Source organism: Pseudomonas sp. B26(2017), from assembly GCF_002113045.1.
Lineage (GTDB): Bacteria > Pseudomonadota > Gammaproteobacteria > Pseudomonadales > Pseudomonadaceae > Aquipseudomonas.
Map to the genome: position 1 here is coordinate 252441 of NZ_NEJJ01000001.1, position 25498 is coordinate 277938.

Below are 25498 nucleotides of genomic sequence, written 5' to 3' on the forward strand. Positions count from 1 at the left end.
GGCCACCTTTGGCCGGATTGTCTTTGTGCCTGAGCACAGGGTTTGCCGGCAGACCCTGTGCGGGTGAACAACCGTCCGCGCCTGTTTTCAAGGATTTTCCCCTTATGTTCGAACTCGACCACGACCTCGCCCAGGACATCGTCGACCGGGCCATGGCCATTTTGCCGTACAACGTCAACGTCATGGACAGTCAGGGCCTGATCCTCGGCAGCGGCGAGCCGGAGCGGATCAACACCCGCCACGAAGGCGCGCAACTGGTGCTGGCCAACGGGCGGGTGGTGGAGATCGACGCGCAGACCGCCGTGCATCTGAAAGGCGTGCAGCCGGGGATCAATCTGCCGTTGCTGCTCGATCAGCGGTTGATCGGTGTGCTCGGCATTACCGGCGAGCCGGAGCAACTGCGCACTTACGCCGAGCTCGTGCGCATGACCGCCGAAATGCTGGTCGGCCAGCGCAACCAGCAATCCGAACAGCAATGGCGACGGCAACGTTGCGATGACTTGCTGGCGTTGCTGTTGAGTGAGGCAGGGGATTCGCCAAGGTTGGTTGACGAGGCCCAGCAACTCGGGCTCAAACCGCAACTGACGCGGGTGCCGTATCTGTTTGAGCTGGGACTTGAACACGGGCCGGGACAAACCGTCGAGGCACTGAGTGCCTGGCTGATGTCGCGCTATCCCGACAGTTGGTGCGTAAGTTCGGCCAAGTCGTCGCTGCTGTGGTGCCGGCCGGCGAGTCAGAACGTCGAGCATGATCGCCTGCTGGAAAAACTCGATGGCCTGGGCTGGAACATCCTGCGCATCGCCGTCGGCGGGCAGGCCGATGGGTTGGCCGGGTTGCGCCGTTGCTATCGGCGGGTCGGCGATTTGCTCGCCTATGGCCGAGAAGTATTGCCGCACTCAAGACTGCTGACCCTCAATCGCTACCGCTTGCCGGTGATGCTCTGGCGCCATCGCAACGATGACGCGCTGGATGAATTGCTCAAACCGTTACGCAAAGTCATCGCCAAGGACAGCAACGGCCAGTTGCTCGCGACCCTGCGCAGCTGGTGCGATCACGACGGCCAGAGTCAGGCCTGCGCCGATGCGCTGGGGATTCACCGCAACAGCCTGCGTTACCGGATGGAGCGGATTGCCGAGTTGAGCGGGGTCGATCCATTGAAGCTCGATGGCATGTTGGCGCTGTATCTCGGGGTTCAATTGCTGCCGCAGACTGAATCGAGTGCATGAGGTGTTCTTGAGGGTCCTATCGCTGGCAAGCCAGCTCCCACAGGGTTTTGCGTCGTTCACATATTTTGTGCACGCTCGGATACTTGTGGGAGCTGGCTTGCCAGCGATAGGGCCGGACCATTCAGCACCGAAATCCCTGCCTTTGTGAAAATGAACAATAAACGCCAATCCAACTTGTGCAGCGGACAGGCGTCAACGTTCCAAGCGACTGGCAGCATGAGGGGCACTGGAACTGGAGAATTCGCATGAAAATCGTCATCGCCCCCGATTCGTTCAAGGACAGCCTGAGTGCCCAAGGCGTTGCAGAAGCCATCGCGCTGGGCCTGGCGCAGGTCTGGCCGCAGGCGACGCTGGTCAAATGCCCGATGGCCGACGGTGGCGAAGGGACGGTGGAGTCGATTCTCGACGCCTGCGAGGGCGAGTTGCGCCGCGCCCGTGTACGCGGCCCATTGGGCGCGGCGGTCGAAGCCGCATGGGGCTGGCTGCCGCACAACCACACCGCAATCATCGAAATGGCCGAAGCCAGCGGCCTGCAACTGGTGCCGCCGGGTCAACGCGATGCGTGCATCAGCAGCACGTTCGGCACCGGCGAGCTGATCCGAGCCGCGCTGGATGCGGGCGCACAACGGGTGATTCTGGCCATCGGCGGCAGTGCCACCAATGACGGCGGCGCCGGTGCGATGCAGGCGCTGGGCGTGAAACTGCTGGATGCTCAAGGGCAATCGCTGGTGCCGGGTGGTCTGGCGCTGGCGCAACTCGCACGACTGGATCTCAGCGAACTTGACCCGCGTCTGGCACAGGTGCGCTTCGACATCGCCGCCGACGTCAACAATCCGCTGTGTGGCCCCCATGGCGCCTCGGCGATTTTCGGTCCGCAGAAAGGCGCGTCACCGGCGCAAGTGCAGCAACTCGATCAGGCCCTCGGTCATTTCGCCGGACTCTGCGCGCAAGCGCTGGGCAAGGATGTTCGGGACGAGCCGGGTAGCGGTGCGGCGGGTGGGCTGGGTTTTGCCGCCAAGGCATTCCTCGGCGCACGGTTTCAGGCCGGGGTTGAAGTGGTCGCGGAACTGGTCGGTCTGGCGCAAGCCGTGAAAGGCGCCGATCTGGTGATCACCGGAGAAGGGCGCTTCGATGCCCAGACCCTGCGCGGCAAAACCCCGTTTGGCGTTGCACGGGTCGCCAAGCAACACGGCGTGCCGGTCATTGTCATCGCAGGCACGTTGGGTGAGGGCTATCAGGCACTCTACGAGCACGGCATCGACGCAGCTTTCGCCGTCACCAGCGGCCCGATGACACTCGAACAAGCCTGCGCCGAAGCGCCGCGCCTGTTGCGCGAACGCGCGACAGACATTGCGCGCGTCTGGAGCATGGCAACCCCGGACTGACGTGTCACTCATCATCTAAAACGACGGGTGTTTCACCGCTGAAACACCTGCAACACTTTGAAAAATATTTCATCTTTACCCGCAAACTTCCTCAAGCCTGGCCGATAAAGAAATCAGGCGCACAACACTTCCAAAAACAGTGACGCCGGACTGAAGCCCGCCCCCATGGGCCAGTGATCACGGCATGGACGCTCGTAGTTTCAATCATCCGAGAGTCCTCCTATGTCCTTGCGTAATCTGAATATCGCGCCCCGTGCCTTCCTCGGTTTTGCCTTTATTGCTCTGCTTGTGATCGTGCTCGGCGTGTTCGCCGTCAATCGCATGTCGATCATCCGTCAGGCGTCCCTGGAGATGGAGTCGACACAGTTGCCCAGCGTCACTCAACTCGCCGTAGTGACGGAAAACGTCCTGCGACTGCGCATTCTCTCGTTCCGCATTCTGGTCAACCGCGACCCTGCCGGCTTGCAGGAAGCCCAGACCCGCATCGGCGTGCTGGTGGACAAGGTACGTACCGCCCAGGCGAGTTATGCGGCACTGCCGGCCGGTTCGGAAGAACGCGCGCTGTATCAGACATTCGCGACGACCCTCGACAATTACCTGCAAGCCCAAAACCAGATGATCGACTTGTCGCGCCAGGACAAGGTCGATGAGATGCGTACCCTGATCAACACGAAGATCAAGGACGGCACCGACAAAATGGGCGAACAGCTCAACCAACTGATTGCAATCAACTCGGCCGACGCGAAAACCGCGTCGTCCCAGGCCGGTGACCAGTACAGCGGCGCGATCACCGGGATCATTGTGGTGGCCGTGATTGCCGCGTTGCTGACCGTAGTGCTGGCCTGGCTGCTGACCCGCAGCATCGTCACCCCGCTGAACCGCGCCGTCGCTGCCGCCCAAACCATCGCCGACGGCAACCTGACCAAACCCATCGAAGTCGACGGCAAGGACGAGCCGGCGCGCCTGCTTGAAGCCCTGGCCGCGATGCAGACCAACTTGCGCAAGACCATCGAACAGATTGCCGGCTCCGCCACGCAACTCGGCGCCGCTGCCGAAGAGCTCAGCGCCGTGACCGAAGAAGCGTCCCGTGGCCTGCAACAGCAGAACGACGAAATCGAACAGGCTGCCACTGCCGTCAACGAAATGACCGCTGCGGTGGAAGAGGTGGCGCGCAACGCGGTGTCGACCTCCGAAGCGTCGAACCAGTCGACTCACGCCGCCCGCGAAGGTCGTGATCAGGTGGTGAAGACCGTCGACGCGATCCAGACCATGACCCACGACGTGCAGAACACCGCACAGATGATCGAAGGCCTGGCGGCTCAGGGCCGCGACATCGGCAAGGTGCTGGACGTGATCCGCGCTATCGCTGAACAGACCAACCTGCTGGCACTCAACGCCGCCATTGAAGCGGCCCGTGCCGGTGAAGCCGGGCGCGGTTTCGCCGTGGTCGCGGACGAGGTTCGTGCCCTGGCTCATCGCACCGCGCAATCGACTCAGGAAATCGAAAAAATGGTCGCCGGCATCCAGAACGGCACGGGCGAAGCGGTCGAGTCGATGCAGCAAAGCAACCAGCGCACCCAGACGACGCTGGAAATGGCCCGTGCCGCCGGCGTTGCGCTGGAACAGATCACGCAATCGATTCACCAGATCAACGAGCGCAATCTGGTGATCGCCAGCGCTTCGGAAGAGCAGGCACAGGTGTCCCGCGAGGTTGACCGCAACCTGGTGAATATCCGCGATCTGGCTACGCAATCAGCCGCCGGCGCTAACCAGACCAGCGCCGCGACCCACGAACTGTCACGTCTGGCGGTGGATTTGAATGCGATGGTGGCGCGGTTTGTGATTTGACCTAGGGTGTAGGCTGGAGACCGCGCAATCAGGAGACGTACATGCGCTATTCAGCCTTGACCCAACGAATCGCCGGGGAGGGAGCAGCGGCCTGGCGGATTCACGACCGAGCGCTAGAGCTGCGCGCCGAAGGGGTCGATGTGTTGCTGCTGTCGGTGGGTGATCCGGATTTCGATACACCCTTGCCGATCATCCACGGCGCCATCGACAGCCTGCTGGCGGGCGATACCCATTATTCCGAAGTGCGCGGCCGGCTGGCGCTGCGCAAACGGATTGCCGAACGCCATCGGCGAAAAAGTGGCCAGGATGTGGACGCTGATCATGTGATTGTGCTGCCCGGCGCGCAATGCGCCGTGTATTCGGTGGCGCAATGTCTGCTGGATCCGGGCGATGAAGTCATCGTCGCCGAGCCGATGTACGTGACTTATGAAGGGGTATTCGGTGCTTGCGGCGCAATCGTGGTGCCGGTGCCGGTTCGTCCGGAAAACGGTTTTCGTGTCGACCCGGCAGATGTCGCAGCGCGGATCACCCCGAAGACTCGGGCCATGTTGCTCAACAGCCCCAACAATCCTTCCGGCGCCAGTCTGTCGTTGCTGATCTGGCAGGAGCTGGCAGCGTTGTGCATCCGTCATGACCTGTGGCTGATCAGCGATGAGGTCTACAGCGAATTGTTATACGACGGCCAGCACGTCAGCCCGGCGAGCCTGCCGGGCATGGCCGAGCGCACCGCCACCATTAACAGCCTGTCGAAATCCCATGCCATGACCGGTTGGCGGATCGGCTGGATGATCGGCCCGAAACCGTTGGCCGAGCATCTGGTGAATCTGTCATTGAGCATGTTGTTCGGTCTGCCGGATTTTGTGCAGAAAGCAGCGCAGATCGCGCTGGAGAAGGATCTGCCGGAAGTGACGCAGATGCGCGAGGAATACCGGTTGCGCCGGGATCTGGTGTGCGAACGCTTGCACGACTGTCCGGGGTTGTACCCGATCAAACCGGATGGCGGGATGTTCGTGATGGTCGACGTGCGCCAGACCGGGCTCGGCGCGCAGGGTTTTGCCGAGCGGCTGCTGGAAGGGTATGGCGTTTCGGTGCTGGCGGGGGAGGCGTTCGGGCCGAGTGCGGCGGGGCATATTCGCATCGGGTTGGTGGTGGATCGGGTGAAGCTGGCGGATGCGTGTTCGCGGATCGCCTTGTGCGCTGCGCAGCTTTTGCAACTGCGAAGTGCCTGACCTCGATCGTTCCCACGCGCAAGCAACTACACCGATCGTTCCCATGCTCCGCGTGGGGATGCCTCAAGGGACGCTCCGCGTTCCAGCTCTGGAAGGACGCGGAGCGTCCCGGGCTGCATTCCCACGCAGAGCGTGGGAACGATCAACGTGGGGGATTGACCAGATTGGCGGGCCTTTCACCCGCCAACGCCGCCAACAGGTTCTCCACCGCACACCGCGCCATTGCCTCGCGCGTCTCATGGGTTGCCGAGCCCATGTGCGGCGTCGCTACCACGTTGTTCAACTGCAACAACGGCGAGTCATGATTCAACGGCTCGCGTTCGAACACATCGAGCCCCGCCGCGCGAATCCGGTTATGCCGCAAGGTGTCGATCATCGCGGCTTCGTCCACCACCTTGCCCCGCGAGATATTGATGAAAATGCTTTCGGGGCGCATCAGCGCAAACTGTTCGGCGCCGATCAAACCTTCAGTCTGCGCGGTCAACGGCAACGTCAGACAAATGAAATCCGCTTGTCGCAGCAACTCCTCCAGACTGCGGTACTGCGCATCGAAACGTTCTTCGACCGCCGGTTTGCGCGACTGACTGTGATAGATCACCGGCATCCCGAACCCGAAATGCCCACGCTGCGCCAGCGCTTCGCCGATCCGCCCCATGCCGATGATGCCCAACGTCTTGCCATGCACGTCGGTGCCGAAATGCGCCGGGCCGATGCTGCGATGCCAGTGCCCGCCGCGCACCATGTTCGCCAGTTCAACCACGCGCCGGGCCGTGGCCAATATCAGGGCGAATCCGGTGTCGGCGGTGGTTTCGGTGAGCACGTCCGGGGTGTTGGTCAGCAGGATTTTGCGCCGGGTCAGGTAGTCGATGTCGTAGTTGTCGACGCCCACCGACACGCTGGAAACCGCTTCGAGCTTCGGCGCCAGATCGAGCAGCGCCGCGTCCAGTTTCAGGCTGGCGCCGAGCAAGCCGTGGGCGCCCGGCAGGGCATCGCGCAGTTTCATCAGGCCAGTGGCGTCGAGGCTGTCAATCAGCGTTACATCAACCTGCTCTTGCAGACGCGCCATCAGCGCCGGCGACAGTTTCTTGTACAACACAACCTGCTTTTTCATCGCAGTCATCTCTCTATCAATTCAGGAATGGGCCGGCAGCGGACGCGGTGCGCCGCGCTTGGCCGTCACCCGGTCGCTGGCGCCGGGCTTGAGAAAAATCGTCAGCACTACCGAGAGCATCAGCGCGCCGCTCATCAGCAGATACGAAGCGCCGGGCGAACCAGTGGAGCTGTTCAGGTAACCGACCAGATACGAGCCGCCGAACGAACCGAGGGCGCCCATGCTGTTGATCAGCGCCATGGCGCCACCGGCCACGTTGGCCGGAAGGATCTCCGGGACGATGGCGAAGAACGGCCCGTAAGGCGCGTACATGCAGGCGCCGGCAATCACCAGCAGCGTGTACGACCACCAGAAATGCTCGGCGCCCAAAGCGTAGGAGCCGTAGAACGCCACCGAGGCAATCAGTAATGGCGGCCAGACGAAGCGTTTACGCTTTTGCAGTTTGTCCGAGCCCCACGACACCAGCAGCATGCCGATCACTGCCGCCAGATAAGGCAACGCCGACAGCCAGCCGGCCTCGATCATGTCCATCTGCGCGCCGGCCTTGAGGATCGATGGCAGCCACAGCACGAAGCCGTAGACGCCGATGCTCCAGCAGAAAAACTGCAGCGCCAGAATGATCACCTTCGGCGAGCGGAAGGCTTCGGCGTAGTTCTTCACCGCTTTGATTCCGACTTGTTCGGCGGCGAGAGCGCTTTCCAGATCGTGCTTTTCCTGGTCGTTGAGCCACTTGGCCTGGGCCGGGCGATCGTCGGCGAGTTTCCACCAGATGAACGCCCAGAGCACCGCCGGCAAGCCTTCGATGATGAACATCCAGCGCCAGCTGAAGTGCTGCACCAGATAGCCCGAAACCACCGACATCCAGAGCATCGTCACCGGGTTGCCGAGGATCAGGAAGGTGTTGGCCCGCGAACGTTCGGCACGGGTGAACCAGTGGCAGAGATAGACCAGCATCGCCGGCATCACTGCCGCTTCGACCACGCCGAGCATGAAGCGGATGACGATCAGCCAATACGCGTTGGAGACCACACCGGTCAGCGTGGCGAGCCCGCCCCAGAGAATCAGGCTGACGAAAATCAGCTTCTTCACGCTGTGCTTTTGCGCGTAGATCGCGCCGGGCACCTGGAAGAAAAAGTACCCGAGGAAGAACAGCGCGCCGAGCAGTGAGGACAGGCCCGGGGTGATCATCAGGTCTGCGGCCATTCCGGAGGCGGCGGCGAAACCGTAGTTGGCCCGATCCAGGTACGCCAGGCTGTAGGTGATGAACACGATCGGCATGATGTACCACCAGCGGCGGGTGGCGAGGGTTGCGGTTTTCATGGTCTTGCTCCTGAGCTTGTTGTTTTTGTCGCAGCAGGTTCAATGGTTTATTGCATGCTCGTTCCCACGCTCTGCGTGGGAATGCCTACGGGGACGCTCCGCGTCCCATGTGACGCAGAGCGTCACGGACTGCATTCCCACGCAGGAGCGTGGGAACGATCAGCAGGGAGTTCGGATCGGGTCGGCAAACCCTCCATGTCGCCACGGCTCTGCACCGCACGGCTGCCAATCCAGTTGGCACGTCTGACCGCTTCGGGAAAGCTCTGATGCTCCAGCAGGGCGCTGATCATCCCCACCGCAAATCCATCGCCGGCACCGACCGTGTCCACGACCTGCGCCACCGGCACACCGGCGACAAACCCCTGATCCAGATGCGTGCGGTAGTAGGCGCCCTGCGGCCCGAGTTTGATGGCCACGGCTTCGGCACCCTGATCGAGGTAAAACGCAGCAATATCCGCCGGGTCTTCAAACCCGGTCAGCAAGCGACCTTCACTCAACCCCGGCAACACCCAGTGGGCGAGGGCGGCGAGGCGGTTGATCTCGGTGATCATCTCCCGCTCGCTGGCCCACAGGCTCGGGCGCAGGTTCGGATCGAACGACACACTGCGCCCGGCGTTGCGCATGTGGGTCATCAATTCACGGGACATTTCCCGGGCCGATGCCGAAAGCGCCGGCGGAATGCCGGTAGCGTGCAGATGCCGGGCGGCGAGCAGCGTCGGAGTGATCGACAGCGGCGACAGATGACTGGCCGCCGAGCCCCGACGGAAGTACTCGACCGTCGGATCGCTGCCGTCATCGTTGCGCGACTTGAGCTGGAAACCGGTCGGGTGCGCGTTGTCGACTTCCACATGGCTGCAATCCAGTCCTTCGCGAACCAGGGTCTCGACGACAAATCGTCCCAGCGAATCGGCACCGACCCGGCTCAGCCAGGCAACGTTGAAACCCAGCCGGGACAACCCGATGGCCACGTTGCTGTCGGCCCCGGCAATCCGCCTGTGGAACTGATCGACGAATGCCAGATCACCGCTCTGTTCGGCGACAAACATGGCCATGGTTTCGCCGAACGACAGAATATCGATCTCAGACATGAGCAGGCTCCAGGCGGGATTGGCCGAGGCGGGCAAGGGCAGCGATGTGTTCGGTGGTGAGTTGCACCAGGTCCTCGCCCTGCAACGGGTATTCGGCGGCGCGCATGACCCCTTGGGCCATGTGCCGCAGCAGTTGTTCCCACAGATGCAGGTCGGTGGCGGCCGGCGGAACCGCAACCAGTTTGCCGTCGGCACGGCGGGCCACGGCTTTGCAATGCACATAACCGACGTGGCGGCCCAGCAGTCGTGCAGCGCTGTTGGCGGACTGGTCTTGCCACTGCCAGTTGCCGATATCGAAAGTCATTTTGATGGGCAGGCTGTGTTGTTCGACGGCGGCGAAGAAACGCTGGAACGGCTCGATGCGACCACCGTGCAGGGTCTGATCGTTCTCCACCAGCAGTTTCACCGGGCTTTGCGAGAGGATTTGCGCGAGGGTCTGCAGATCGTTGTTGTCGGTGAAAAAGCCAAGGGAAACCTTCAGCCACTTCGAACCGAACGCTTCGGCGTTGTGCAACGCGGTGATGAGTTCGGGATTGGGCCGCGACTGACCGGCGAGCCACAGTTCGGTGGGCGAGGAGTAGATGCTTTGCAGGCCATGAGCTTGCGTGGCGGCGGCGAGTTGCCCGGGGACTTCGTTGGTCAGCAGCTCTTCGCGCCATTCGATGCGATTGGCGCCGGCGCTGGCTAGCACTTCGATGAATGAAGCCTGACCACGCTGGCGAACAAGGTCGGCGCCGTAGCTGGACAAACTGATGGAAACGGCAGGTTTATTCATTGTTATCTACCTCTGAAACCGGTTTCATTTTTGTTCAAAAAAAATCATCAAATGGTGCAGTGCTCTTTCGGGCCCCTTCGCGGGCTAGTCGAGTCGTCGCACCGCCGCTCCCACAGATATCGCGTCTTTCACAGTTCTCAAGTACACCCGAACACCTGTGGGAACTGGCTTGCCAGCGACAGGGCCTGATCAGTCAACCGACTTCCTTTGGGTGGAACCGCGCTCAATGAGCACCGGCGCAAAATCCAGTGTCCGCGCCGCCTCGATATCCCCACGCAACCGCTTGAGCAAACACTCAAACGCCCGCGCACCAATGTCCTCTGTAGGCTGGGCGAGTGCGGTAATCCCGCTGCCCACCAACGGATACCAATCCAGGTCATCCAGCGCGATCAACCCGACATCCTCGAACAGCCGGCAGCCAATCTCACGCAAGGCCAGGGTGCAAGCCAGCGCCGCCACGCCATTGGCGCAGAAAAGGGCTTTCGGACCCGAATCAGGTGTGTTCAAAAAGGTTTGAAGATCGCTCGCAAGGCTTGGGCCGGTTTCCAGCACCGCGCCATTCATGTCTTTGCGTTGGCCAATCTGCTGCTGAAAACCGCTGACCCGCTCGATCCGCGAACTGGTGCCGTCATAGGGTTCGGTCACCAGCAGCACATCGCGGTAGCCTCGTTGTTGAAGATGCTCCAGCGCCATTTCGATGGCTTGCGGGTTGTTCAACCCGACCATGTCGCTGTCGAGCCCGTCGACCTTGCGATCCACTAGCACCAGCGGCATTTCCCGCTTCAGCTCATCCAGTTCATCCCGGTGATGGCCCAGGGTGTTCACGATCAACCCTTCGATGTTGTACGAGCGCAGCAATGCCAGGTGCTGGCGTTCCTGCTCGTCATCGCGATCGGTGTTGCACACCACTAGGCTGTAACCGTGTCGGCGGCAGGCAGTTTCCACCCCGTGCATCACGGCAATCGAATAAGGGTTGCGGATATCGGCCACCAGCATGCCGATCAGGCGGGTGCGGCCGCGCTTCAAACCACGGGCCATTTGATTGGGACGGTAGCCGAGTTCGGCAATCGCCTGCTCGATGCGTTGGGCGATGGCATCGGAGAGCAGGGCGCGGTCATCGCCGATGAAGCGCGAGACGCTGGCCTTGGACACGCCAGCGTGTTCGGCGACGTCAAGCATGGTCACGCGGCTGCGCTGGGCGGCGGAGAAGTCGTTCACGGTCTGAAACCTTGTTATTGGATTTGTCAGGTCAGATCACTGTATCTGGATCTGAAACCGGTTTCAGGAAACACCAGAAGAGAATCGATCGTCAAGTGAATGATCGGGAGAAATTCGTAAGTCGCCGACAAATGGCGTTTCGCAGGGAGCCGCTGACGTCAGCCAAACAAGCCGGCGGCGATGTTGATCGAGAACCCCAGAATCGCCGTATTGAACACAAACCCGATCAATGACTGCGCCAGCACGATCTTGCGGATCTCCCGCGTAGCCACACCGACATCCGCCGTCTGCACCGCCACGCCGATGGTGAACGAGAAGTACAGAAAGTCCCAATAGTTGGGCGTCGTCAGGCCCTCGGCAAAGCGCAGCGCCGGCTCCTTGCCGTCCCAGGTGTAAAACAGCCGGGCATAGTGAACGCAGAAAATCACCCCGATCAGCAGCCATGAGCCGATGACCGTCAATGCGGTAAAACCGTAATGCAGAAGTTTGCGGGTGGTTTCCAGATCCTTGCTGCCTGCAAGCTCGACGGTAATGGCCGCCAGGCTGGTCAAAGCGGCAATGCAGACGACGAACAGCACCAACCCGGCATTTTCATCCTCGACTTCGGCGATGCGTCTGACGTCCGGCGCTTTGGCGCGGATGGTCAGCCAAAGCATCAGGATCAGGTACGTCCAGACTCCGGCGTTCCAGCCGATGAGGATTTTGCTGATAACGGAGTCGGCCGGGGCCAGCAGGCCTGCGGCAAGGCCGAGCAAGGCGGCAGCGGAGAGGCGAGGGTGGGTGCGGGCGAGGAAGCGCATGGGGACTCGATGGGCCAGGGTGGTTCAGACACCTTAGCCCAGCGCGGCGACCTGTGGCCACCGCGCCGGGAGCGCTCGATTACTCAGGCTTGGTGAACCGGCGCACAAGCTTGATCACGACAACGAAGAACACCGGTACAAAGATCACCGCCAATGTTGCGGTAATCATCCCGCCAATCACCCCGGTACCAATCGCCTGCTGACTCGCCGAACTCGCGCCCGTGGCAATCGCCAACGGCACCACGCCGAGAATGAACGCCAGCGAGGTCATGACAATCGGCCGCAACCGCAGACGTGCCGCTTGCAGCGTGGCGTCAATCAGGTCATGACCTTCGTCATACAGGCTTTTGGCGAACTCGATGATCAGGATCGCGTTCTTCGCCGACAGACCGATGATGGTGATCAGCCCGACCTTGAAGAACACATCGTTGGGCATCCCGCGCAAGGTCACCGCCAGCACTGCGCCGAGCACACCGAGCGGCACCACCAGCAGCACGGAAGTCGGAATCGACCAGCTCTCGTACAACGCCGCCAGGCACAGGAACACGATCAGCAGCGACAACCCGAGCAGAATCGGCGCCTGACTGCCGGACAAACGTTCCTGCAGCGACAGACCGGTCCATTCCTGACCCATACCTTTCGGCCCTTGCGCTACCAGTCGTTCGATCTCCGCCATGGCCTCGCCGGTACTGTGGCCGGGTTTCGGCTCACCGGAAATCGAGATTGCCGGGTAGCCGTTGTAGCGGGTCAGCTGCGCCGGGCCTTGGGTCCATGTTGCTCGGACAAATGCCGACAGCGGCACCATTTTCCCGGCGTCGTTGCGCACGTGCATTTTCAGCAGATCATCGACCTGACTGCGGCGATCGCCTTCAGCCTGTACGACAACGCGTTGCATCCGCCCCTGATTGGGGAAGTCATTGACGTACGAAGAACCGATGGCAGTGGACAGCACGTTGCCGACGTCGGCGAACGAAATGCCCAGCGCGTTGGCCTGTTTGCGGTCCACTTCCAGTTGCACTTGCGGCGCTTCGGCCAGGGCGCTTTCACGCACGTTCATCAGGATCGGGCTTTTCTCGGCGGCTTCCAGCAGTTGGGTGCGTGCCTCCATCAAGGTTGCGTGGCCGAGGCCGCCGCGATCCTGCAGGCGAAATTCGAAGCCGCTGGAAGTGCCGAGGCCGTCCACCGGCGGCGGCAGCACCGAAAACGCCATCGCATCCTTGATCTGACTCAGGGCGATGTTGGCGCGGTCGGCAATCGAACTGGCCGAATCATCGCTGCCACGCTGTGCCCAGTCCTTGAGCGTGGTGAACGCCAGTGCGGCGTTCTGCCCGCTACCGGAGAAGCTGAAACCCAGGATCACCACGCTGTCACTGATGCCCGGTTCGCCATTGTTGTGCGCTTCGAGCTGCTCGGCGACCTGCACGGTACGATTCTTGGTCGCGCCCGGCGGCAGCTGAATGTCGGTGATGGTGTAACCCTGATCCTCGACCGGCAGGAACGAGGAGGGCAGACGCGCAAAGCACAGGCCCAGCCCCACCAGCAGCACAACGTAAATCAGCAGGTAACGCCCGGTGCGTTTCAGCGCGTAGCCGACCCAGCCCTGATAGCGATCGGTCAGTTGCTCGAAGCGGCAATTGAACCAGCCGAAGAACCCGGTCTTCTCGTGATGTTCACCCTTGGCGATCGGCTTGAGCAGCGTTGCGCACAGTGCCGGGGTCAAGGTCAGGGCAAGGAACGCCGAGAACAGAATCGAAGTGGCCATCGACAGCGAGAACTGCCGGTAAATCACGCCCACCGAACCCTGCATGAACGCCATCGGAATGAACACCGCCACCAGCACCAGCGTGATACCGATGATCGCGCCGGTAATCTGCCGCATCGCCTTGCGCGTCGCCTCTTTGGGCGACAGGCCTTCGGTGGCCATGATCCGTTCGACGTTCTCCACCACGACGATGGCGTCGTCCACCAGAATGCCGATGGCCAGCACCATGCCGAACATGGTCAGCACGTTGATCGAGAAGCCCAGCGCGAGCATGGTCGCGAAGGTGCCCATCAGCGCCACCGGCACCACCAGCGTCGGGATCAGGGTGTAGCGGATGTTCTGCAGGAACAGGAACATCACCGCAAACACCAGCAACATCGCCTCGCCGAGGGTGTAGACCACTTTGGTGATCGAGACCTTCACGAATGGCGAAGTGTCGTAGGGGATCTTGTATTCCACGCCAGTCGGGAAGTAGCGCGACAGTTCATCCATCTTCGCCCGGATCAAAGTGGCGGTGCTGAGGGCGTTGGCGCCCGGCGACAGTTGCACGCCGACGGCGGTGGACGGCTTGCCGTTCAGGCGGGTGCCGAACTGGTATTCCTGGCTGCCGATCTCGACCCGCGCCACATCCTTGATGCGTACGGTGGAACCATCCGGATTGGCCTTGAGCACGATGTCGGCGAACTCTTCCGGCGTCGACAGTTGGCCCTTGACCAGAATCGTCGCGGTGATTTCCTGGGTGCCCGGGTTCGGCAGATCGCCGATGCTGCCCGCCGAAACCTGGGCGTTTTGCGCGACGATGGCGGCGTTGACGTCCGCCGGCGTCAGGTTGAAACCGATCAGCTTCTGCGGATCGACCCAGATCCGCATCGCCCGCTCGGCGCCATACAGCTGGGCCTTGCCGACGCCGTCGATGCGCTTGATCTCGTTCATCACGTTGCGCGCCAGATAATCGCTGAGCGCTACGTCATCGAGCTTACCGTCGCTGGAAGTCAGGGTGATCAGCAGCAGAAAACCGGCGGAGACTTTCTCCACCTGCAAACCTTGCTGATTGACCGCTTGCGGCAGGCGCGACTCGACCACTTTCAGGCGGTTCTGCACATCGACCTGCGCCAGTTCCGGGTTGGTGCCCGGCTGGAACGTGGCCTTGATGGTGGCGCTGCCGAGGCTGCTCTGCGATTCGAAATACAGCAGGTGATCGGCGCCGTTAAGCTCTTCCTCGATCAGGCTGACCACGCTTTCGTCGACCGTCTGCGCCGAGGCGCCCGGGTACACGGCATAGATTTCGATCTGCGGCGGCGCGACGTCGGGGTATTGCGCCACCGGCAATTGCGGGATGGCCAGCGCACCGGCCAACAGGATGAACAACGCGACGACCCAGGCGAACACCGGGCGGTCGATAAAGAACTGCGGCATAGAAGAGCGTCCTGCTTACTGACCAGAGGTCTGGGCAAGTGGAAGAGGGGTGTCGTCGATCTGCACCACTTCGCCCGGGCGGGCGTGTTGCAGGCCTTCGATGACCACGCGGTCGCCGGCCTTCAGGCCACCGGTGACGATCCAGCGGTCGTTCTGTACGGCGCCCAGTTGCACCGGTTGCAGAGCGACGCGCATCTGATCGTCAACGGTCAGCACCTGCGCCACACCGGCGCTGTCGCGTTGCACCGCACGTTGCGGCACGGTCAGTCCGTGTTCAATCACGCCTTGTTCCAGACGCACGCGAACATAGCTGCCGGGCAACAGGTCCAGGTCGGGGTTGGGAAACTCGCTGCGCAGAATAATCTGCCCGGTGCCCGGATCGACGGTGATGTCGCTGAACAGCAACTTGCCCGGCAGCGGATAGAGGCTGCCGTCGTCCTGAATCAACGTGGCCTTGACCTGATCCTGGCCGACCTGCTGCAACTGGCCGGAACGGAAGGCCCGGCGTAGCTCATTCAGTTCGCGGGTCGACTGGGTGAGGTCGGCGTGGATCGGGTTCAGTTGCTGGATCAGCGCCATGGGCGTGGTTTCGTTCTGGCCGACCAGCGCGCCTTCGGTCACCAAGGCACGACCGACGCGCCCGGAAATCGGCGCGGTGACGGTGGCATAGCCCAGATTCAGCTTCGCACGCTCGACGGCAGCCTTGTTGGCGGCGACGTCGGCGGCGGTTTGCCGGGCGTTGGCGCGGGCGTTGTCGTAATCCTGAGCGCTGATGGCTTTATCGTCGATCAACCGGGCGTAGCGCTGTTCCTGCAGTTTTGCCTGGAACGCGTTGGCCTCGGCCTTGCGCAGGGCCGCTTCGGCGCTATCGAGGTCAGCCTTGAACGGTGCCGGATCAATGCGGAACAACACGTCACCCTTTTTAACGTCGCTGCCTTCGCGGAAGGTGCGTTGCAGCACGACGCCAGCCACCCGGGCACGAACTTCGGCGATGCGTGGTGCGGCAATCCGCCCGCTGAGTTCGCTGCTGATCGACAGGGGGCGCGCCTCAAGGGTTTCGATCCGCACGGTGGCCGGCGGTGCCTGTTCCTCGGCGTTCGAGGATTTATCACAGGCACTCAGCGTCAGCGCCAATGCGATCAGGCCGAGCCCGGCCAGCAGATTCTTCGACATGTACAACCCCCAATATTGATCTGCGCATCCTACGGACAGTCGCCGAGGGTAGCGGTGAAGCTTTGTAGGTGCTGTGTGAAATTGTGTAAGGGTTTTGCTCAGGGACGAGTGAGGGCGTATATCCTTTACGCCTTGAATTATTTCGTGACTGTTAAGCCGCTTTCGCGAGCAAGCTCGCTCCCACAGGTTTTGTGAACGACACAAATTCAATGTGGGAGCGAGCTTTTTCGCGAAGAGGTCCTGACAAACACCACTGCAATATCTGGATCATCAATGCCCAACATCCTCCTGGTCGAAGACGACAACGCCCTCGCCGAACTGATCTCCAGCTATCTCGAGCGCAACGGCTATTCCGTCAGCGTGATCGGCCGTGGCGACCATGTGCGCGAACGGGCGCGGCTCAATCCTCCGGACCTGGTGATCCTCGACCTGATGCTGCCGGGCCTGGATGGCTTGCAGGTCTGTCGCTTGTTGCGCGCCGACTCGGCAACGCTGCCGATCCTGATGCTCACCGCTCGTGACGACAGCCACGATCAGGTGCTGGGCCTGGAAATGGGCGCCGACGATTACGTGACCAAACCCTGCGAGCCGCGCGTCTTGCTGGCGCGGGTCCGTACTTTGTTGCGTCGAAGCAGCCTCGGCGAACCGATGACCGCCAACGACCGGATTCTGATGGGCAATCTGTGCATCGACCTGTCGGAGCGCACCGTGACCTGGCGCGAGCAACCGGTCGAACTGTCCAGCGGCGAATACAACCTGCTGGTGGTGCTGGCCCGTCATGCCGGCGAAGTGCTGAGTCGTGACCAGATCCTGCAACGCCTGCGCGGCATCGAGTTCAACGGCACCGATCGTTCGGTGGACGTGGCGATTTCCAAGCTGCGACGCAAGTTCGACGACCATGCCGGCGAGGCGCGCAAGATCAAGACCGTGTGGGGCAAGGGTTATCTGTTCAGCCGTTCCGAGTGGGAATGCTGATTCGATGTTCAGAATCCTGTTTCGCCTCTACCTGGTAACGATCGTTTCCTACAGCGCGGCGATCTATCTGGTGCCGGATCTGGTAGTGATGGCGTTCAGGGACCGCTTCGTGACTTACAACCTCGACTATTCCCGGGGCCTGCAGTCGCTGATCACCAAGCAGTTTCGCGCTGCGCCGCAGGATCAGTGGCCCGCGGTTGCGGCGTCGATGGACAAGGATTTCCAGCCGCTGCACATCGTCCTCGCCCGTATCGATAACGCCGACTTCACCCCGATTGAACAAGAGCGCCTGCGTCGCGGCGAAAACGTGGTGCGTATCGGTGACTGGGGCTGGCGGACGCTGGCGGTCACGCCGCTGAACGACGAAATGGCGGTGCAGATGGTGGTGCCGCCGGATCCGATGGACGTGAACCTGTTGTACTGGAGCATCAACGTACTGATCGGCGCGAGTCTGCTGGCGTGCCTGTTGCTCTGGTTTCGCCCGCACTGGCGCGATCTGGAACGTCTCAAGGGCACGGCCGAACGCTTCGGCAAGGGCCATTTGAGCGAACGTACGCAGATTGGCCCGAATTCGAACATCGGCAGTCTGGCCCACGTGTTCGACACCATGGCCGGCGACATCGAAAACCTGCTCAACCAGCAGCGGGATCTGCTCAACGCGGTGTCCCACGAACTGCGCACGCCGCTCACCCGCCTGGACTTCGGCCTGGCGCTGGCGCTGTCCGATGACTTGCCGCAAGCCAGCCGCGAACGCCTGCAAGGGTTGGTCGCGCACATTCGTGAACTGGATGAATTGGTGCTGGAGCTGCTGTCCTACAGCCGCCTGCAGAATCCGGCGAAGCTGCCGGAGCAGGTCGAAGTGTCGCTGGACGAATTCATCGACAGCATTCTGGGCAGCGTCGACGAAGAACTGGAATCCCCGGAAATCGTCATTGATGTGCTGCTGCACAATCAGCTGGAACGCTTCTCTCTCGACCCGCGCCTGACGGCCCGGGCGATTCAGAACCTGCTGCGCAACGCCATGCGCTACTGCGAAAAACGCATTCAGATTGGCGTGCAGGTGTGCCCGAAGGGGTGCGAGATCTGGGTGGATGACGACGGGATCGGCATTCCGGAAGACGAGCGGGAGCGGATTTTCGAGCCGTTCTATCGCCTGGATCGCAGCCGCGATCGGGCGACCGGCGGCTTTGGCCTGGGGCTGGCGATCAGCCGTCGGGCGCTCGAGGCGCAGGGCGGGACACTGACGGTGGAAGGCTCGCCGTTGGGCGGGGCACGGTTCAGGCTCTGGCTGCCAACCCCGACCTGATGATCGCTGAGTTCCCACCCAGAGCGCTGATCGTTCCCACGCTCTGCGTGGGAATGCCGCCTAGGACGCTCCGCGTCCTTTGTGACGCAGAGCGTCACCGTATGCATTCCCACGCGGAGCGTGGGAACGATCAGCAAGTCGGTCAAAGCAGTTCAGTCGACTGGATCAATCCGACCCCGGCTACCTGCATCCGCTCGATCGCCGTCGCCCGCGAGCCATTCAAATCAATGGCCCGGCACGCATCCAGCACTACAAAGGTGTTAAACCCCGCCGCCCGTGCATCCAGCGCAGAGAACATCACGCAGAAATCCAGCGCCAGGCCGACCATGTACACCGTGTCGATGCCGCGCTCCTTCAGATAACCGGCCAGACCCGTGGTCGTTACGCGATCCGCTTCCAGAAACGCCGAATAGCTGTCGATGTCCGGGTTGCAACCCTTGCGGATGATCAACTGCGCGTGGGGCAGGTCGAGTCCCGAATGAAACTCGGCACCGCGTGAGCACTGAATGCAGTGATCCGGCCACAGCGTCTGCTCGCCATACGGCAGTTGAATCAGGTCGTAGGGCTGGCGGCCGGGATGACTGGAGGCAAACGAAGCATGTCCGGCCGGGTGCCAGTCCTGGGAAATGACCACTTGCTTGAACTGCCCGGCGAGCCGGTTGATCAGCGGCACGATCAAATCACCTTCGGGCACGGCCAACTGGCCACCGGGAATGAAGTCGTTCTGCACGTCGATGACCAGCAGGGCTGTGCGTGGCGAAATCGGCATAAATCCATCCTTCTTGGAAACTCACCCGGGCAGCATAGTGAAAAAATTCTTTAACCGTTGAGCCGGGTCTTAAACATTTTCGCCATGTCTTCCAGTTCGGAAGCCGGGTGATGGCCGATCAGCATCCAGGCGTGTTCGCGTTCGGTCCAGTACACCACGTTCATTGCGTGCCGACGTTCATGGGCCAGCGGCTGGCTGCCGCTGTTGGTGCGCGTGACGCACAGCGCCAGCGGGCCGTGGGTGGCGTCGAGCCAGGTCATCTGGGCGATGGGCACGCCGTCGTATTCAAGGAGCTGTGCGCGTTTGAACTGCGCGCCGGGCAGTTTCAGTTTCGCCGGAGACAGGCTTACGCCCAGCCGCGCATCGACGGTTCGCAACTGTGCCAGTTGCGAGGCTTCATCAGTGGGCAGATGTTCGAGGGTCTGCGGCACATACAGCGCCATGTAATCACCCACCAGCTCGCGCCAGTTGTGCGATTGCTGCATTTGCCAAGCCAGAAACAAACGGTCCGCCGCGACACCTGCGAGCGCCACGCCCGCTGCCGCTGCGCCGATGAACCAGCGGCGGCTGAAACCGGTTTTTTGCGGTGACGGCGCGGCGTCGAGTCGGGCCTGCAAGCGATCAAGCGGCGCCTGTTGCGCCAGTTCGTCGTAGGCAGCCTTGAATGGCAGGCTGCTGCGGCTCAGCCATTGCACCCGCAAACTCAGCAACGGATCGTCGGCAATGAGGCTGTCGAGGTGGCTGCGCTGTTCCCGGTCCAGTTCATCGTCCAGATACGCCACCAGTTGCTCGTCGGAAGGCGTATTCATTGCCGGTCTCCTGCGGGGCTGTTCGGTACCGCTTGCAACGGCGGGTATTCGGCCAGTTTCAGGCGCGCGGTGGCCAGGCGACTCATGACCGTGCCCATCGGTACTTGCAGGATCTCGGCGACTTCGCGGTAGGACAGGCCTTCAACGTAGGCCAGATATACCGTTTCGCGCTGGGTTTCCGGCAGCGCATCGACCCGGCGGATTATCTGCGCTGCCATGACGTGGGTCTGCGCGGCGTATTCGCCGTCGAATGCCAGTTGGCTGTCGGCGTCCACCACGCCCTGACCCTGGCGCACCCGGCGGGCGCGCACTTCGTTAAGCCAGATCGAATGCAGAATGCTCAGCAGCCAGCGGTCCATGCGCGTGCCGGCTACGTACTGGCCCGAACGCTCGAGCGCCCGCACGCAGGTGGCTTGCACTAGATCCTCGGCCACGTGCCGGTTGCGCGACAGCAGCAAGCCGTAACGCCACAGGCGTGCCAAGTGTTGCCCGAGTTCGGCTCTGTAGGCCTGATCGCTGAAAATGTTCGCCTCCGCGTGTCGTGTCAGGTTTTCGATGAGTCGTTGATGGCTTCGGCCAGGTCCCGGTATTCCTCGCAGGTCGTGCCGCAAATCTTCCGGATGTGCTGCAACTGCTCCTGCGCCAGATCGACGCGGCCCTTGATCACATAGGCTTCGCCCAGGTATTCGCGGACTTGCGCGTACTGCGGATCAAGCTTGACCGATTGCAGGTAATAACCGATGCCTTCGTCGGTGCGCCCCAGTTTTCGCGTGGCATAACCTCGATAGTTGAGGGCCTTGGCGGTATTCGGTTGTTCCAGCGTGTCGAGCAGGGCCAGGGCTTCTTCATAACGTCCGGCCTTGGCCAGACGGTAGGCGTAATCGGTCCGGTCGGCGTCGGGCACCAGACGGCTGGTCTGCATCACGCACTTCTGGGTTTTGGTATCGAACACCTGGCCTTTGGGGCAGTTGGGTTTCTGCACCGGCGCCTCTTCATCGCCATTGGCGAAGGCGAGGGGGCTCGCGAAAACGGCGGCCACCAGCAACGGGGCGGCGAACATAACGGAACGGATAGTCATGGGCAAGGCTCCACAGAGAGGCATGTTTTACTTTGAACACCGCAAGGTGAAAATTTATTCATTGCTTTGTCAGGCTTTGTTAAAGGAAAGCCCTTTTTCCGGCGTTATGCTCGTCAGCATTCGTTGTCGATCTGCAGTTCTACCATGGGAGTTTGGCCATGAAAGATCAGGTTCACCACTCGGCCGCCAGCGGCTACAAAACCGCCGCCGACACCTACGTCAAAGGCCGGCCCGACTATCCGCCGGCCGTCAGTGAATGGCTGATGGGCACACTGGGCCTTGATGGCCACAAGACCGTTATCGACCTCGGCGCCGGCACCGGCAAATTCACCGGACGGCTGGTGGCGACCGGTGCCCAGGTAATCGCCGTCGAACCGGTGGCGCAGATGCTGGAAAAACTGTCACTGGCGTGGCCGCAGGTGCTGGCTGTCAGCGGTACGGCAACGGATTTGCCGCTGCCCGATGCCTCGGTGGATGCGGTGGTCTGCGCGCAGGCCTTTCACTGGTTTGCCAGTACCGAGGCGCTGGATGAAATCGCCCGGGTCCTCAAACCGGGCGGCAAACTGGGTTTGATCTGGAACCTGCGCGACATCCGGGTCGACTGGGTGCCCAAGCTGGACGCCATCGTCAATGCGCTGGAGGGCGACACGCCGCGCTTTTACACCGGCGAATGGCGCAAGGCCTTTCCCCATACGGCGTTCGGGCCCTTGCAAGCCCAGCACTTTCAGCATGGCCATACCGGCTCGCCGGAAGATGTGATTTTCAACCGGGTGCGTTCCACCAGTTTCATTGCTGCACTGAGCGACCAGCAGCGCGCGAGGATTGACGAGCAGATAGCAGAGCTGATTGCCGGCGAGCCGCTGCTGCGGGGCAGGGACGTGGTAACAGTGCCCTATGAGACGGCGGCCTTCGTCGCAGTGAAGAACGGCTAGAGTCCCGCATTTGGCCGAACCGCCGTGCTGATGCCTTGTTATAGTTCGGGCCTCATTTCCAGCCCGGTAAAGGATTTCTGCCATGACTCAATACACCGCCTTCAGCGTCGAACTGGCCGACAACATCGCCCATGTGCAGATCAATCGTCCGGAAAAGATCAACTCGATGAACGCCGCGTTCTGGAGCGAAATTGTCGAAGTGTTCCAGTGGATCGACGACACCGACGAAGTGCGGGTGGTGGTGCTCAGTGGCGCCGGCAAACACTTTTCCTCGGGCATCGACCTGATGATGCTGGCCGGCGTGGCCAATGAGCTGGGCAAGGATGTCGGGCGCAATGCACGCCTGTTGCGCAAGAAGATCCTGACCCTGCAGGCATCCTTCAATGCGGTCGACAGTTGCCGCAAACCGGTACTCGCGGCGATCCAGGGTTACTGCCTGGGCGGCGCCATCGACCTGATCGCCGCCTGCGACATGCGCTACGCCGCCGAGGACGCGCAATTCTCGATCAAGGAAATCGACATCGGCATGGCCGCGGACGTCGGCACCCTGCAACGGTTGCCACGGATCATTGGTGACGGCATGCTGCGTGAGCTGGCTTACACCGGTCGCACCTTTGGCGCCGAAGAAGCGCGCAGCATCGGTCTGGTCAATAGCGTCTACAGCGACAAGGACGGTCTGATCGAAGGCGTGATGGACATTGCCCGGGACATCGCCGGCAAGTCGCCGATCGCGGTCACCGGCACCAAGGAAATGATCAGCTACATGCGCGACCATCGCATCGACGACGGTCTCGAGTACGTTGCCACCTGGAACGCTGCCATGCTGCAATCCAACGATTTGCGCGTGGCCATGGCCGCCCATATGAGCAAACAGAAACCCGAATTTCTGGATTGAGAAACCATGACATCTCGCTGGACCACTGCAGTACTGGACACCGATCAACCCGGCGGCTGGGCCGTGGCGCGCAGCCCCGAGGGTTTCCTGTTCGATGACAACGGCGCGCTGTTCCCTCGGGAATGGCTCAAGCGTCAGGAATTGTCGATCCTTGCCGAGCACGGTATCGGTCATCTCGATGGCGAACCGGTGTATCTGCTGGAACTGCGCAGCACCAGCGAGGTGCCGGGTTGCAACTGGAAAGGCCTGCGGGCGTTCATGCTCGACGGCGATCATACGATCTACAAGGTGCTGGGCTACGCCGCGCAAATCGGGACATGGGCGCGTGAACACCGTTTCTGCGGCAATTGCGGTCAGGCCATGATCCAGGTGCCACGGGAGCGGGCGATGTACTGCCAGCCCTGCGACCTGCGCAGTTATCCGCGGATATCGCCAAGCATGATCGTGCTGGTGACCCGTGGCGATGAAGTGCTGCTGGCGCGTTCACCGCGTTTCGTCACCGGGGTCTACAGCACGCTGGCGGGGTTTGCCGAGCCTGGGGAATCGGCTGAGGATTGCCTGATCCGCGAGGTGCGCGAAGAAGTCAGCATCGAAGTGAAGAACATCCAGTACATGGGCAGCCAGTGCTGGCCGTTTCCGCATTCGATGATGCTCGGCTTCCATGCCGAATACGCCGGTGGCGAGATTGTCTGCCAGGAAGACGAGATCGAGGACGCCCAGTGGTTCAACGTGCACGATCTGCCGCCGTTGCCGGCGTCCAAATCGATTGCACGTTACCTGATCGACGTCTATGTGGCGCGGCGCTTAGGCCACGCTGAACCAGTGCTGCCAGGCTAGACGCACGGTCAACCCCAGCACCACGGTGATGAACACCGGACGAATGAACTTGGCGCCGCCGCTGATCGCGGTGCGCGCCCCGAAGAATGCGCCGACCATCACCGACAGGCCCATGCTCAGGCCGATGATCCAGTCCACCTGCCCGGAAAACATGAACACCGACAGCGCCGCAATGTTGCTGACGAAGTTCATGCTGCGCGCCACGCCGCTGGCCTTGACCAGATCGATCGGGTACAGCAGCAGACTGCTGACGGTCCAGAACGCGCCCGTGCCGGGGCCGGCCACGCCGTCGTAGAAACCGAGGCTGAAGCCTTGCGTCGATTGCCATTTCTTCTTGATCGGTGCGTCGCTGTCCAGCGGCGCTTTCGGCGTACCGCCAAACAACAGGTACAGGCCGCAGGCGAAGACGATCACCGGCAGCATCTTGTTCAACCATTCGGCGGGCAGGTAATGGGCGACGATGGCGCCGGTCAGCGCACCGACCAGCGTGCCGACAATCGCGTGCATCCATTGTTTGGGGTGGAACAGCTTGCGGCGGTAGAAGGTGAAACTGGCGGTGGCCGAACCGAAGGTCGAACTCAGCTTGTTGGTACCCAGCACCAGATGCGGCGGCAAACCGGCGGTAAGCAACGCGGGCGTGGTCAACAGACCGCCGCCGCCAGCGATGGCATCGATGAATCCGGCAATGAAAGCGACAAGGGCCAGAATGGCCAGAGTGGTGAGGTCAACGCTGAGTTCGAAAGGCATGGAATCGGCTTATTCGGCAGGGCAGGGACGGGCGGTCATCATAGCTGTAACACTGGTTCATCGCGAATGGGATCCTCAATCATCCAGCGGCGCCTGAAGGGAGTTGTTACACCACCGAGAGCCAGACATTGCCGATGAAGAACGGCCCTTTGTTGCCAAAGGGATTGCTGGGAATGGCGAAGACAATGTCCAACCATTCGAAGCCTGGTCGAATCATGCCATTGAGCGTAATCGTTCTTGTTTTTGGATCGACATACTCCGACCCTGACCAGATTTCTGCTTCACCAGTGCTGCGGTTGGTCGCCCAAAGTGTGTAGACGATAAATGCGTGAACCAGTGGATTGGAAGCTTTGCCGCTATCGGTGATGTGAAACCGTCGATCCTTGGTGTTTTGCAGCGGGACAGCCTCGGGCGCCTGAACATTGAATGTCAAAGCGAATGCACCGGGCTGAATGGGGAAGGGCTCGGTTGCCAGATTCTGCCCCTGGTTTCTACCGCCGACCAAGCGTGCGACATAGTTACCGTTTTGGTGTACGACAGACATAGGCGTGTCGTAATTTCGTGGAATCCAGTGACTAAAGTCACCGGTGCCGAAATCACCGTTTGGGATCAGATTATTTTGCGTCATATCAGTTGCTCATTGTCATGGGTAGAAGAGAGGGCGGTCGTCCAACCGGCCACGTTCGTTGCATGACAATGATTTGATGAATTTACAGTTGTCACTACTGTCATTACTGACAGTCCACAAGTACCTTTTGCGATAAAAACAACGGGCTTTTGTTGTTTTGGGGAAAGCACG

The 25498-nt window shown here is 61.4% G+C and carries 23 protein-coding genes and 1 pseudogene; 10 read left to right on the forward strand and 14 right to left on the reverse strand.

Features of this window, described 5'->3' with window-relative positions; genetic code table 11:
- Positions 1 to 104 precede the first annotated feature (104 nt).
- The 5 genes and pseudogenes from CAF79_RS01070 (at position 105) to CAF79_RS01085 (ending at position 5688) form a co-directional block, all read left to right on the forward strand.
- The gene (locus CAF79_RS01070; protein ID WP_085696037.1) at positions 105 to 1226 is read left to right on the forward strand and encodes a sugar diacid recognition domain-containing protein; all 1122 of its coding nucleotides are present in this window, start codon (positions 105 to 107) and stop codon (positions 1224 to 1226) included.
- Between the two features lie 245 nt (positions 1227 to 1471).
- Positions 1472 to 2611: a glycerate kinase gene (locus tag CAF79_RS01075; RefSeq protein WP_085696038.1), complete on the forward strand. Its 1140-nt coding sequence runs from the start codon at positions 1472 to 1474 to the stop codon at positions 2609 to 2611.
- A gap of 222 nt (positions 2612 to 2833) precedes the next feature.
- Positions 2834 to 3601, forward strand: a pseudogene (locus tag CAF79_RS29620) (MCP four helix bundle domain-containing protein); the annotation flags it as partial.
- Positions 3596 to 4459 (forward strand): methyl-accepting chemotaxis protein, encoded by an 864-nt coding sequence (locus CAF79_RS29625; protein ID WP_371917911.1) that lies wholly within the window; start codon positions 3596 to 3598, stop codon positions 4457 to 4459. The pseudogene CAF79_RS29620 and the gene CAF79_RS29625, both read left to right, overlap by 6 nt.
- 41 nt (positions 4460 to 4500) lie before the next feature.
- Positions 4501 to 5688, forward strand: coding sequence for a pyridoxal phosphate-dependent aminotransferase (locus CAF79_RS01085; protein WP_085696040.1), 1188 nt, complete (start codon positions 4501 to 4503; stop codon positions 5686 to 5688).
- Positions 5689 to 5830: 142 nt separating this feature from the next.
- Here CAF79_RS01085 and CAF79_RS01090 read toward each other — a convergent pair whose 3' ends face one another.
- From CAF79_RS01090 to CAF79_RS01125, 8 genes are all read right to left on the reverse strand, one after another.
- Positions 5831 to 6799: a D-glycerate dehydrogenase gene (locus CAF79_RS01090; protein WP_085696441.1), complete on the reverse strand. Its 969-nt coding sequence runs from the start codon at positions 6797 to 6799 to the stop codon at positions 5831 to 5833.
- 21 nt (positions 6800 to 6820) lie between these two features.
- Positions 6821 to 8119 (reverse strand): MFS transporter, encoded by a 1299-nt coding sequence (locus CAF79_RS01095; RefSeq protein WP_085696041.1) that lies wholly within the window; start codon positions 8117 to 8119, stop codon positions 6821 to 6823.
- A 122-nt stretch (positions 8120 to 8241) separates the two neighbouring features.
- Positions 8242 to 9207 (reverse strand): sugar kinase, encoded by a 966-nt coding sequence (locus tag CAF79_RS01100; protein ID WP_085696042.1) that lies wholly within the window; start codon positions 9205 to 9207, stop codon positions 8242 to 8244.
- The gene (locus tag CAF79_RS01105) at positions 9200 to 9982 is read right to left on the reverse strand and encodes a sugar phosphate isomerase/epimerase (RefSeq protein ID WP_085696043.1); all 783 of its coding nucleotides are present in this window, start codon (positions 9980 to 9982) and stop codon (positions 9200 to 9202) included. Before CAF79_RS01105 ends, CAF79_RS01100 begins: the two co-directional genes overlap by 8 nt.
- Before the next feature lie 189 nt (positions 9983 to 10171).
- Positions 10172 to 11200, reverse strand: coding sequence for a LacI family DNA-binding transcriptional regulator (locus CAF79_RS01110; RefSeq protein WP_085696044.1), 1029 nt, complete (start codon positions 11198 to 11200; stop codon positions 10172 to 10174).
- 158 nt (positions 11201 to 11358) lie between these two features.
- The gene (locus CAF79_RS01115; RefSeq protein ID WP_085696045.1) at positions 11359 to 12000 is read right to left on the reverse strand and encodes a DUF1345 domain-containing protein; all 642 of its coding nucleotides are present in this window, start codon (positions 11998 to 12000) and stop codon (positions 11359 to 11361) included.
- A 79-nt stretch (positions 12001 to 12079) separates the two neighbouring features.
- Positions 12080 to 15178 carry an efflux RND transporter permease subunit gene (locus CAF79_RS01120; RefSeq protein WP_085696046.1) on the reverse strand — a complete coding sequence of 1033 codons (3099 nt, stop codon included), beginning with the start codon at positions 15176 to 15178 and terminating at the stop codon, positions 12080 to 12082.
- A gap of 15 nt (positions 15179 to 15193) precedes the next feature.
- The gene (locus tag CAF79_RS01125) at positions 15194 to 16351 is read right to left on the reverse strand and encodes an efflux RND transporter periplasmic adaptor subunit (protein ID WP_085696047.1); all 1158 of its coding nucleotides are present in this window, start codon (positions 16349 to 16351) and stop codon (positions 15194 to 15196) included.
- Between the two features lie 273 nt (positions 16352 to 16624).
- Between CAF79_RS01125 and CAF79_RS01130 the strand changes: the two genes are divergently transcribed.
- Together CAF79_RS01130 and CAF79_RS01135 are read left to right on the forward strand one after the other, a co-directional pair.
- On the forward strand, positions 16625 to 17326 hold the full coding sequence (locus tag CAF79_RS01130) for a response regulator transcription factor (protein WP_085696048.1): 702 nt from the start codon (positions 16625 to 16627) through the stop codon (positions 17324 to 17326).
- A 4-nt stretch (positions 17327 to 17330) separates the two neighbouring features.
- Entirely contained in the window at positions 17331 to 18632 is a 1302-nt protein-coding gene (locus tag CAF79_RS01135) for an ATP-binding protein (RefSeq protein WP_085696049.1), read from the forward strand.
- A 142-nt stretch (positions 18633 to 18774) separates the two neighbouring features.
- On the opposite strand, the gene pncA is transcribed toward CAF79_RS01135, so the two are convergent.
- The 4 genes from pncA to CAF79_RS01155 form a co-directional block, all read right to left on the reverse strand.
- Positions 18775 to 19401 carry a bifunctional nicotinamidase/pyrazinamidase gene (gene pncA / locus CAF79_RS01140; protein ID WP_085696050.1) on the reverse strand — a complete coding sequence of 209 codons (627 nt, stop codon included), beginning with the start codon at positions 19399 to 19401 and terminating at the stop codon, positions 18775 to 18777.
- Between the two features lie 50 nt (positions 19402 to 19451).
- A complete protein-coding gene (locus CAF79_RS01145) occupies positions 19452 to 20210 on the reverse strand; it encodes an anti-sigma factor (protein WP_085696051.1) in 759 nt (252 codons plus the stop codon).
- Entirely contained in the window at positions 20207 to 20692 is a 486-nt protein-coding gene (locus CAF79_RS01150) for a sigma-70 family RNA polymerase sigma factor (RefSeq protein ID WP_085696052.1), read from the reverse strand. The genes CAF79_RS01145 and CAF79_RS01150 overlap by 4 nt, the downstream gene beginning before the upstream one ends.
- 62 nt (positions 20693 to 20754) lie before the next feature.
- Positions 20755 to 21288 carry a tetratricopeptide repeat protein gene (locus CAF79_RS01155; protein ID WP_085696053.1) on the reverse strand — a complete coding sequence of 178 codons (534 nt, stop codon included), beginning with the start codon at positions 21286 to 21288 and terminating at the stop codon, positions 20755 to 20757.
- 158 nt (positions 21289 to 21446) lie between these two features.
- Between CAF79_RS01155 and CAF79_RS01160 the strand changes: the two genes are divergently transcribed.
- The 3 genes from CAF79_RS01160 to nudC all read left to right on the forward strand — a co-directional run bounded on the left by CAF79_RS01160 (position 21447) and on the right by nudC (position 23952).
- Positions 21447 to 22220, forward strand: coding sequence for a class I SAM-dependent methyltransferase (locus CAF79_RS01160; protein ID WP_085696054.1), 774 nt, complete (start codon positions 21447 to 21449; stop codon positions 22218 to 22220).
- 82 nt (positions 22221 to 22302) lie between these two features.
- On the forward strand, positions 22303 to 23115 hold the full coding sequence (locus CAF79_RS01165) for a crotonase/enoyl-CoA hydratase family protein (RefSeq protein ID WP_085696055.1): 813 nt from the start codon (positions 22303 to 22305) through the stop codon (positions 23113 to 23115).
- Between the two features lie 6 nt (positions 23116 to 23121).
- Entirely contained in the window at positions 23122 to 23952 is an 831-nt protein-coding gene (nudC, locus tag CAF79_RS01170; RefSeq protein ID WP_085696056.1) for an NAD(+) diphosphatase, read from the forward strand.
- On the opposite strand, the gene CAF79_RS01175 is transcribed toward nudC, so the two are convergent.
- Together CAF79_RS01175 and CAF79_RS01180 are read right to left on the reverse strand one after the other, a co-directional pair.
- The gene (locus tag CAF79_RS01175; protein WP_085696057.1) at positions 23920 to 24699 is read right to left on the reverse strand and encodes a TSUP family transporter; all 780 of its coding nucleotides are present in this window, start codon (positions 24697 to 24699) and stop codon (positions 23920 to 23922) included. The two genes, nudC and CAF79_RS01175, sit on opposite strands and share 33 nt — an antisense overlap.
- A 106-nt stretch (positions 24700 to 24805) precedes the next feature.
- Positions 24806 to 25327: a hypothetical protein gene (locus CAF79_RS01180; protein WP_085696058.1), complete on the reverse strand. Its 522-nt coding sequence runs from the start codon at positions 25325 to 25327 to the stop codon at positions 24806 to 24808.
- Positions 25328 to 25498: the final 171 nt, after the last annotated feature.

Coding starts and splice junctions, on each gene's coding strand:
- CAF79_RS01070 (WP_085696037.1), top strand. CDS start 105: ATGTTCGAACTCGACCACGACCTCGCCCAGGACATCGTCGACCGGGCC.
- CAF79_RS01075 (WP_085696038.1), top strand. CDS start 1,472: ATGAAAATCGTCATCGCCCCCGATTCGTTCAAGGACAGCCTGAGTGCC.
- CAF79_RS29625 (WP_371917911.1), top strand. CDS start 3,596: ATGCAGACCAACTTGCGCAAGACCATCGAACAGATTGCCGGCTCCGCC.
- CAF79_RS01085 (WP_085696040.1), top strand. CDS start 4,501: ATGCGCTATTCAGCCTTGACCCAACGAATCGCCGGGGAGGGAGCAGCG.
- CAF79_RS01090 (WP_085696441.1), bottom strand. CDS start 6,799: ATGAAAAAGCAGGTTGTGTTGTACAAGAAACTGTCGCCGGCGCTGATG.
- CAF79_RS01095 (WP_085696041.1), bottom strand. CDS start 8,119: ATGAAAACCGCAACCCTCGCCACCCGCCGCTGGTGGTACATCATGCCG.
- CAF79_RS01100 (WP_085696042.1), bottom strand. CDS start 9,207: ATGTCTGAGATCGATATTCTGTCGTTCGGCGAAACCATGGCCATGTTT.
- CAF79_RS01105 (WP_085696043.1), bottom strand. CDS start 9,982: ATGAATAAACCTGCCGTTTCCATCAGTTTGTCCAGCTACGGCGCCGAC.
- CAF79_RS01115 (WP_085696045.1), bottom strand. CDS start 12,000: ATGCGCTTCCTCGCCCGCACCCACCCTCGCCTCTCCGCTGCCGCCTTG.
- CAF79_RS01120 (WP_085696046.1), bottom strand. CDS start 15,178: ATGCCGCAGTTCTTTATCGACCGCCCGGTGTTCGCCTGGGTCGTCGCG.
- CAF79_RS01125 (WP_085696047.1), bottom strand. CDS start 16,351: ATGTCGAAGAATCTGCTGGCCGGGCTCGGCCTGATCGCATTGGCGCTG.
- CAF79_RS01130 (WP_085696048.1), top strand. CDS start 16,625: ATGCCCAACATCCTCCTGGTCGAAGACGACAACGCCCTCGCCGAACTG.
- CAF79_RS01135 (WP_085696049.1), top strand. CDS start 17,331: ATGTTCAGAATCCTGTTTCGCCTCTACCTGGTAACGATCGTTTCCTAC.
- pncA (WP_085696050.1), bottom strand. CDS start 19,401: ATGCCGATTTCGCCACGCACAGCCCTGCTGGTCATCGACGTGCAGAAC.
- CAF79_RS01145 (WP_085696051.1), bottom strand. CDS start 20,210: ATGAATACGCCTTCCGACGAGCAACTGGTGGCGTATCTGGACGATGAA.
- CAF79_RS01155 (WP_085696053.1), bottom strand. CDS start 21,288: ATGACTATCCGTTCCGTTATGTTCGCCGCCCCGTTGCTGGTGGCCGCC.
- CAF79_RS01160 (WP_085696054.1), top strand. CDS start 21,447: ATGAAAGATCAGGTTCACCACTCGGCCGCCAGCGGCTACAAAACCGCC.
- CAF79_RS01165 (WP_085696055.1), top strand. CDS start 22,303: ATGACTCAATACACCGCCTTCAGCGTCGAACTGGCCGACAACATCGCC.
- nudC (WP_085696056.1), top strand. CDS start 23,122: ATGACATCTCGCTGGACCACTGCAGTACTGGACACCGATCAACCCGGC.
- CAF79_RS01175 (WP_085696057.1), bottom strand. CDS start 24,699: ATGCCTTTCGAACTCAGCGTTGACCTCACCACTCTGGCCATTCTGGCC.
- CAF79_RS01180 (WP_085696058.1), bottom strand. CDS start 25,327: ATGACGCAAAATAATCTGATCCCAAACGGTGATTTCGGCACCGGTGAC.